7 protein-coding genes are annotated in these 7,409 nt (G+C 69.7%); 5 read left to right on the plus strand and 2 right to left on the minus strand.

Annotation, left to right across the window (positions count from 1 at the left end; translation table 11 throughout):
• Nucleotides 1–1,825, plus strand: a 1,825-nt coding sequence (locus HG543_RS49570; RefSeq protein WP_169351978.1) for a serine/threonine-protein kinase, incomplete at its 5' end; no start/stop codon positions are given.
• 12 nt (nucleotides 1,826–1,837) lie between these two features.
• Nucleotides 1,838–2,773 carry a DUF2381 family protein gene (locus HG543_RS49575; protein ID WP_169351979.1) on the plus strand — a complete coding sequence of 312 codons (936 nt, stop codon included), beginning with the start codon at nucleotides 1,838–1,840 and terminating at the stop codon, nucleotides 2,771–2,773.
• A 108-nt stretch (nucleotides 2,774–2,881) separates the two neighbouring features.
• Here the strand turns inward: HG543_RS49575 and HG543_RS49580 are convergent, their stop codons facing one another.
• A complete protein-coding gene (locus HG543_RS49580; RefSeq protein WP_169351980.1) occupies nucleotides 2,882–3,379 on the minus strand; it encodes a hypothetical protein in 498 nt (165 codons plus the stop codon).
• Between the two features lie 447 nt (nucleotides 3,380–3,826).
• Here HG543_RS49580 and HG543_RS49585 point away from each other — a divergent pair, with 447 nt between their 5' ends.
• The 3 genes from HG543_RS49585 to HG543_RS49595 are packed head-to-tail and all read left to right on the plus strand — an operon-like array spanning nucleotide 3,827 to nucleotide 6,912.
• The gene (locus tag HG543_RS49585; protein WP_211194717.1) at nucleotides 3,827–4,423 is read left to right on the plus strand and encodes a superoxide dismutase; all 597 of its coding nucleotides are present in this window, start codon (nucleotides 3,827–3,829) and stop codon (nucleotides 4,421–4,423) included.
• Nucleotides 4,420–5,673, plus strand: coding sequence for a chromate efflux transporter (chrA, locus tag HG543_RS49590; RefSeq protein WP_169351981.1), 1,254 nt, complete (start codon nucleotides 4,420–4,422; stop codon nucleotides 5,671–5,673). The genes HG543_RS49585 and chrA overlap by 4 nt, the downstream gene beginning before the upstream one ends.
• A gap of 3 nt (nucleotides 5,674–5,676) precedes the next feature.
• On the plus strand, nucleotides 5,677–6,912 hold the full coding sequence (locus HG543_RS49595) for an MFS transporter (protein ID WP_169351982.1): 1,236 nt from the start codon (nucleotides 5,677–5,679) through the stop codon (nucleotides 6,910–6,912).
• 96 nt (nucleotides 6,913–7,008) lie between these two features.
• Here HG543_RS49595 and HG543_RS49600 read toward each other — a convergent pair whose 3' ends face one another.
• Nucleotides 7,009–7,359: a DUF6488 family protein gene (locus tag HG543_RS49600; RefSeq protein ID WP_169351983.1), complete on the minus strand. Its 351-nt coding sequence runs from the start codon at nucleotides 7,357–7,359 to the stop codon at nucleotides 7,009–7,011.
• Nucleotides 7,360–7,409 lie beyond the last annotated feature (50 nt).

Raw genomic sequence — 7,409 nt, forward strand, 5'->3', positions numbered from 1 at the left:
GCTGGGGGTGGGGGGCTTCGGCGCCGTGTACCGCGTGGAGGACATGGCCCGGCCCGGGGAATTCTACGCGCTGAAGCTGGCGCTGCGCCCCGGAGATGAGCGGGCCGAGCGGGAAGTCACGCTGCTCATGGTCAAGGCCGTGCACCGCAACGTGGTGCGCTTCCACGCCTGCGGCAGGTGGCCCCACCCGCAGACGGGCTACCTCTACTTCGTCATGGACTGGGTGGCGGGCCGGCCACTGGACACCTGGGCCGAAGAGGTGAACCCGACCTTCCGCGAGCTGGCGCAAGTCGCCGGCAAGGTGGCCCTGGCCTTCGATGCGCTCCATGGGGCCGGAGTGCTGCACCGAGACGTCAAGCCCGTGCACATCCTCATCCGGGAGTCGGACGCCGAGCCGGTGCTCATCGACTTCGGCATCGGGGACTACGCGGGCGCGGCCACCATCACCGAGCAGACGGTGCCCCCGGGCACGCTGCACCTGCGCAGCCCCGAGTCGGTGCGCTTCCACCGGGAGCACCACGGACGACCGGGAGCGCGGTACGAGTACCGGCCCACCGATGACCTGTACGCGCTGGGCGTCAGCCTGTACCGGGTGGTGACGGGGCACTACCCGTTCCCGCCGCACCTGCCGCCCGACATGCTGTACCTGGCCATCGAGGGACGGAGACCCCCAGCGCCAGCGGTGTTCAACCGGCGCACGCCTCAGGCGCTCAGCGACGTCATCATGCGGCTGCTGGCGAAGAAGCCCGAGGAGCGCTACCAGACGGGAGCGGAGCTGCACGCGGCCCTCATGGCGGCGGTGAGCTTCGGCCGACCCGCGGCATGGGACGCCCCGCTCTTCGCGTGGGAAGAAGTCCAGGGGGCCGGGCCTGAGCCGGGCAGCGGACCTTGGCGACGCATCCTCCGGCCGGACTGGCCGACACGCTCCGCGACACCTCCCGCTCCCAGGCTGGTCATCGCCCCGGTGCTGTCCTTCCTGCGGCGTCAGGCCGGAAGGGAGCCGGAGGCCGCGATGCAGGACCTGCCAGCCGCATCGCCTCGGCATATGAAACAGCGGGGGCACGTGCTTGTAATACCGAGCGCTGTGGTGGTCGCGTGCCTGCTGGGTTTCGCCATGTGGAAGATGCAGGTGCCTCGGTTTCCGTCCGGCGCGCAGCAGGTGCCCGTAGCGCACGCCGATGATGAGCCGATCCCGGCACCTCTTGTTCGTGAAGTGGCGCCTGCCGAGGCGCTACCGGAAGCTGTCCCTGCCCCAGCTCCGCCTCTGGTGGAGGAAACCGCTGTGGCCGCCGCGCCTCCCGCGGCGCTGTCGAAAGAGGATGTACCCGTGATGAAGCCGTCTGCCAGCGCGTTGAAGAAGGTGGGGATGAAGACCATGGGCGTGGCTGGCGCCTGTCTCAACCTCGCCTGCTCCGGTCCCCAGGTGCGTCCTGCTCCGCCACCGGAAGAATGCCCGCCGGGCGCCCTGGAGGCGATGAAGGAGCTGGGCATCGAGCGAGGTGACAAACGCGTCTTCGTCTTCGACGTCATCAAGGGCGAGCCCCACGTCATCACCGTGCGTGAGGGGAACGCCATCGTGCGGCTGGGCGAGGGCTGGGAGGGGCTGCGGAGCGGAGGACTGCTCTACGGCAAGCTCCACCTCGCCGACCGTGTCTATGGCCGCTTCACCTGGGCGCGGACGAACCAGGGCCGCACCTATCCGGTGTGCATCGAGCTGCTCAGCAGCTACGGAGATCGCGGACTGGAGCGAAAGCCCGGCAGTGATGCCGACTCCGCCATCATTTGGACGACGGGGCATGCCAATCCCGTGGACCGCTTCGAGTGAGGGCTCTGTCCCATGCCTGTCTCGTACTCCGGCGTGCTGGTGGCGCTCACCTTGTTGATGGGAACGGCGGCCAGCGCAGAGGTGCCTCCCGCCTCATGGAATGCAGGCGTGCGCCAGCTTGAGCTTCCGGCGGAGCCCACCGGCAACGAGCCCGAGGTGCACATCAGCCCGGGGGTGTCCACCATGCTGGCCTTTGACGCGGAGCTGCTGCGGGACACGGAGGGCAAGGACACGGTGGCGGTGGAGAAGCGGGAGTCCTTCGTCCTCGTGGACGCTGGCCAGACCACGCTTCGGCTCGTTCCCTCCGACATGCTGAAGAGCGGGGAGCGGCTCCGGCTCGTGGTGCGCTTCAAGGACGGTGCGGCCCCTGCGGGCGCGGCCTTCACCCTCGTGGTGCATCCGGTCCGTGCGGAGCGATTGCTGGAGGTGTACCGCGCCATGCGCACCGCCGCGTCCTACCAGCGGGAGGCGAAGGAGGCGAAGGCCGAGGTCCAACGGTGCCATGAAGAACTGGAGCACGAGCGTGCCGAGCGCGGGGGCCCGGGGGGGATTGCGGGTCTCATTGCCGCCGGGCAGATGGACGAGCAGGGGGTGCTGGCCCGCGTGCTCACCGAGGCCGTCACGAAGTCCCCTGGAAACGCACTCGTGACGCTGGAGGTCTACAGCTACCGGGGCGCTAGCCGGATTGCGGTGAACCTGGCGATGGAGAACCCGCGGGGTGCTCAGCCGTGGACGACGGCAGGGGCACTGTTGACGAGCAGGACGGGCATGGAGCTGAAGGTCCTGCCGGTCTGGCAGCGCGGCCCCATCGAGGCGGACGGGAAGCGGCAACACATCGTGGTGGAGGCATCGGCCACGACGCAGGAGGCCCAGGGCCCCTTCACGCTCAAGCTGTGGGAGGCGGGCACCGGCCGCACCGTCACCCTGTCCGGGATCTCCTTCCCGTGAGTCGGCCCGGTGTGCTTGGTCGTGGAACCGAGGGCTAAAGAGGTCTGGCGACCTCCGGGTGTCCGCGCCCTTTCCGGCGCATGACACCCTCGTGAGACTCCAGCTCCGTCACGGAGAAGCAGGAGCAACGGGAGCTGAAGCGTCCTCATTCCTTGTGGCGGGTTGCTCAGCTCCTCCGGCCGCGGTCTTCCTCGCGGCTCGCTTCGCCTGGGGCTTGCGGCGGGCCGTCCCGCCCGCGCGCTTCCTGATGCTGGGAGCGGCAGGGGGCCTGGGCGCGGACCATGCTTCCAGTCTCACGTCGTCTGCATCCCCGGGAACGGGCTCCGGGCTGATGGCGTTGTGCGGCGCCCACAGGTGCCGTGCATCCGCTTCACCCCGGATGACCTGGCGGAGCTGCTGGAGCCGCGAGTCCGCCAGGGCCAGGACCGCGACGATGGAGCGGGGAGCCTGCCGGTCCGCTTCCTCGGTGGGCATGTCGTTGTTGGCGAGCAGCTCGGCCAGGAGCTGCGCCCCGCGCAGGGCGTGCTCCAGGTTCGCCAGCTCCAGGTTGAGGCTCACCACCTTCTCCTTGTGGCGGTGGGCCAGGGTGTCGTCCTCGTCTTTCATGGTGACCTCCAGGAAGCACGCGCACGGACGGGACCCGCAGCGGCTTCCGTGGCGTGCACGTGGTTGCGCCCACGGGCGCGGGTTGATGGGCAGCCGACCCGTTGAAATCGAGTTGTCCGCCCTGGCTCTTATGCCGTCCGCCCTGGAGAACTTGCCGGTGCGCTGAAGAGGGCGGGGCGTAGCGGCGTCAACACTCCCTGCTCGCGGCCTGCGGAAAGTCGCCCGGCGTGCCAGACGCTTCGCTCTACGCTCGAACCCCTTCGAGTCCGCATCTGTCAGGAGCCGGGAGCTGCGATGAATCGACGCGACCTCATGACTGGAATGGTGGCGGCTGGGACCACCCTCCTCCTCACCCCTGAAGGGAGTGCCGCAGCAGAGCCCCCACGTGCGCCAGGGAGTCCCGCAGGTCCACCTGCGCCCGCCACTCAGGGCCCCGGCAAGCACGCGGTGGCACCGCTGCCCTTCAACCCGGCGAAGCTCAAGGGGCTCTCGGAGAAGCTCCTCCGCAGCCACCACGAGAACAACTACGGCGGGGCGGTGAAGAACCTCAACAAGGTGGAGGAGGAGCTGGCGCGGGTGACGAAGGACACGCCGGGCTTCCTCGTGGGCGGGCTGAAGGAGCGGGAGCTGACCTTCACCAACTCGATGATCCTCCACGAGGCGTACTTCGGGAACCTCGGCGGGGACGGCAAGGCGAGCGGCCCCATCCAGAAGCTGCTCGCGGCGGCCCACGGGGACTTCGGCCGCTGGGAGGAGCACTTCCGCGCCACGGGGGCCAGCCTGGGCGGTGGGAGCGGCTGGGTCATCCTCACGTACAACTTCCACTCCGGCCAGCCGCAGACCTACTGGAGCGGCAACCACACCCAGGCCCTGGCCCACGGCCACCCGCTGCTCGTCATGGACATGTACGAGCACGCCTACCAGATGGACTACGGCGCGGCAGCCGCCCGCTACATCGACGCCTTCTTCCAGAACGTGAGCTGGGACGTGGTGAACGCCCGCCTGGAGCGGGCCCAGAAGGCCGCGACGGTGCTTCGAGGATGAGTTCCCACGAGACGGCCCCTTCGGCGGAGCCCATCCGCGAAGAGGCGCCGGAGCCCCAGCCTCCGCACGAGTCCTACGGCCGGCTGTTCCTGCGCTTCCTGCACTTCGGCGCGCTGGCGTGGGGCGGACCCGTGGCACAGATCGCCATGCTCAAGGCGGAGCTGGTGGAGCGCGAGCGGTGGGTGTCTCCCGCCCGGTTCAACCGCGTCCTCGCCGTCTACCAGGTGCTGCCCGGTCCCGAGGCCCATGAGCTGTGCGTCTACTTCGGCATGCTGGCCCGGGGGAGATTGGGGGGCCTGCTCGCGGGGCTGGGCTTCATGCTGCCCGGCTTCGTCTTGATGCTGGCGCTCTCCTGGGCCTATCTGCGCTACGGTCTGACCTCCCCGAACCTCGTGGCGGTCTTCGGAGCCGTACAGGCGGCAGTGGGCGCGCTCATCGTCCGGGCGGTGGTGCGCATCGGCGGGCACGCGCTGGCCAACAGGTGGCTGTGGGGCGTGGCCGTAGGAGCTGCATTCGCGCAGGCCGCAGGCGTCCACTTCGCGTTCACCCTGGTGGCCGCGGGGCTCGTCTACCTGCTGGCCCGGCAGGGCGGGAGGGTTCCAGCGCTCATCCTGGCGGGGAGCTGCGTGGTGGTCCTGGGGGTCCTTCTTGTCCGGCAGGGGCTGCCTTCCGAGGTCGCTGCCCCAGTGGTGAGCGGGATGGAAGCTGCGGCGCATGAGCGCCCCTCGTTGCTCATGCTGGCGTGGAGCGGGCTGCGCAGCGGGCTGCTCACCTTCGGTGGGGCGTACACCGTCATCCCCTTCCTCCAGCGCGACGCGGTGGTGCTCGGCGGGTGGATGACGAACGCGCAGTTCCTCGACGGACTGGCGCTCTCGGGCATCCTGCCCGCCCCCCTCATCATCTTCTCCACCTTCGTGGGCTACCTCGGCGGCGGGCTCGCGGGGGCCCTGGTGCTGACGGCGGCCATCTTCGCCCCGGCCTTCGCCTTCACGCTGCTGGGACATGACTTCTTCGAGCGGGTGCTCCACCAGCCGCGCATCCGCCTCTTCCTGGACGGCGTCACCGCGGGGGTGGTGGGGCTCATCGCGGCGACCACCGTGGGGTTGCTGCGCATCTCGCTCACCGGGCCTGTCACCCTCGGGGTCTTCGCGCTGGCGCTCGCGGCGCTCTTCCGCTGGAAGGCAAAGCTCCTGATTCCGCTGGTCATCGCCGGGGCCGCGCTCGTGGGTCTGCTGTTCCAGGCGCGGTGAACGGTGTCCGCTCCGGTGCTCAACCAGGAGGGACGCGTCCAGGGAGGGGTGGACCGCCATCTGCTGCTGGTGGCGGCCTTCCTGCGCGCTCTCGCCACCGGCATGGTGGGCGTGCTGCTCGGCGTCTACCTGGCGCGGCTGGAACTGGGGGCGGGTGAGGTGGGCGGAGTCATCGGCGCAGGGCTCGCAGGGGCGGCCCTGGCCACGCTGGCGGCCACGCTCCTCGCGGACCGTCTGGGACGGAAGCGCTTCCTGCTGGTGCTCTCCCTGCTGGGCGCTGCTGGCGGGCTTGTCGTGGCGCTGGGCTCGGGGTTCTGGCCCCTGGCGGCGGCAGCGTTCGTCGGCATGGTGAACGGGATGGGCCGCGACCGGGGTGCGGCGCTGGTGGTGGAGCAGGCGGTGTTGCCGGCCACGGCCAAGCCGGAGGGCCGCACCGGGGCCTTCGCCTGGTATCACCTCGTCCAGGACGTGGGGCATGCCCTGGGGGCGCTGCTGGCGGGCCTCCCCGCGCTGCTACGGGGATGGGCGGGCGTGGAGGAAGTGCCAGCGCTGCGAGGGGGCATGGGCCTCTACGCGGTGCTGATGGCCCTTGCCATTCCCCTGTACCTCGGGCTGTCCACGCGGGTGGAGGTGCCGGTGCGCGGGGTGAGGTCCCGGTTGTCACCGGAGAGCCGCAAGGTGCTGACGAAGGTGTCCGCCCTGTTCGCACTGGACAGCCTGGGAGGGGGCTTCCTCACCACGGCCCTGCTGTCGTTCTTCTTCCACGAGCGCTTCGGCGTCGGAGTGGGGCAGGTGGGCCTGCTCTTCTTCGGTGCACGGGTGGCCAATGCGCTCTCCCACCTGGGTGCGGCGTGGCTGGCGAAGCGCATCGGGCTGGTGAACACCATGGTCTTCACCCACCTGCCGTCCAGTCTGCTGCTGGTGACGGCGGCCTACGCGCCGAGCTTCCCGGTGGCCGCGGCGCTGTTCCTGCTGCGCGAGGGGCTGGTGGAGATGGACGTGCCCACACGGCAGTCCTACGTCATGGCCGTCATGCGCCCCGAGGAGCGGACCTTCGCCTCGGGAACCACCCAACTGGTGCGCGTGGCCATGTGGGCCGTGGCTCCCGCCTTCGCGGGCATCTTCATGCAGGGAGGCTCGCTCGTTGCCCCGCTCATCATCGGGGCGGGGCTGAAGGTGATCTACGACGTGCTGCTGTACTTCGCCTTCCGTCGCGTGAAGCCACCTGAGGAAGCGTGAGGCGAGGCGCGAGCTGCTGCTGGGCCACGCCGTGCATGACACCGTGGAGTGGCAAGGCGGAAACGGGCGTCTGTCTCCGCCAGGCGCCCGGCTTGCCTACTTCCCGGTGAAGTTCGCGGCCACGTACTCGCCGGAGGGCTTGAGGAAGACGTAGAGGACCTTCTTGCTCGGGTCCGCCACCGTGGCGTTCTCGAAGGTGGCCAGCCATTCCCACTTCTTGCCGACCTTCTTCTTCTCCACGCCCTTGAGCGCGCCGGACTCCTTCCAGGAGGCATCCAGCTTCTGGATGGAGACGAGCCGCTCCACCTCCTCCCGGGCGCGTGTCTTCGCCTGCTCCTCGCCAATCTCAGGCCGGGCCGGCTGGTGCGTGTGGTTCTCATGGGCCCAGGCGCTCTGTCCGGCGGCGGAGGCGAGGAAGACGGTCAGGAGGGCTGCGCGTACATTCATGTGATGCTCCTTTCGGGGGGGCCTTCAGAGGGTGTCGTGGGGGATGGGGA

It is taken from the genome of Pyxidicoccus fallax, assembly GCF_012933655.1.
Lineage (GTDB): Bacteria > Myxococcota > Myxococcia > Myxococcales > Myxococcaceae > Myxococcus > Myxococcus fallax.

Excerpts from the sequence above, each read along its gene's own strand:
- chrA (WP_169351981.1), top strand. The coding sequence starts at position 4,420 with ATGAGTTCCCACGAGACGGCCCCTTCGGCGGAGCCCATCCGCGAAGAG.
- HG543_RS49575 (WP_169351979.1), top strand. The coding sequence starts at position 1,838 with ATGCCTGTCTCGTACTCCGGCGTGCTGGTGGCGCTCACCTTGTTGATG.
- HG543_RS49600 (WP_169351983.1), bottom strand. The coding sequence starts at position 7,359 with ATGAATGTACGCGCAGCCCTCCTGACCGTCTTCCTCGCCTCCGCCGCC.
- HG543_RS49580 (WP_169351980.1), bottom strand. The coding sequence starts at position 3,379 with ATGAAAGACGAGGACGACACCCTGGCCCACCGCCACAAGGAGAAGGTG.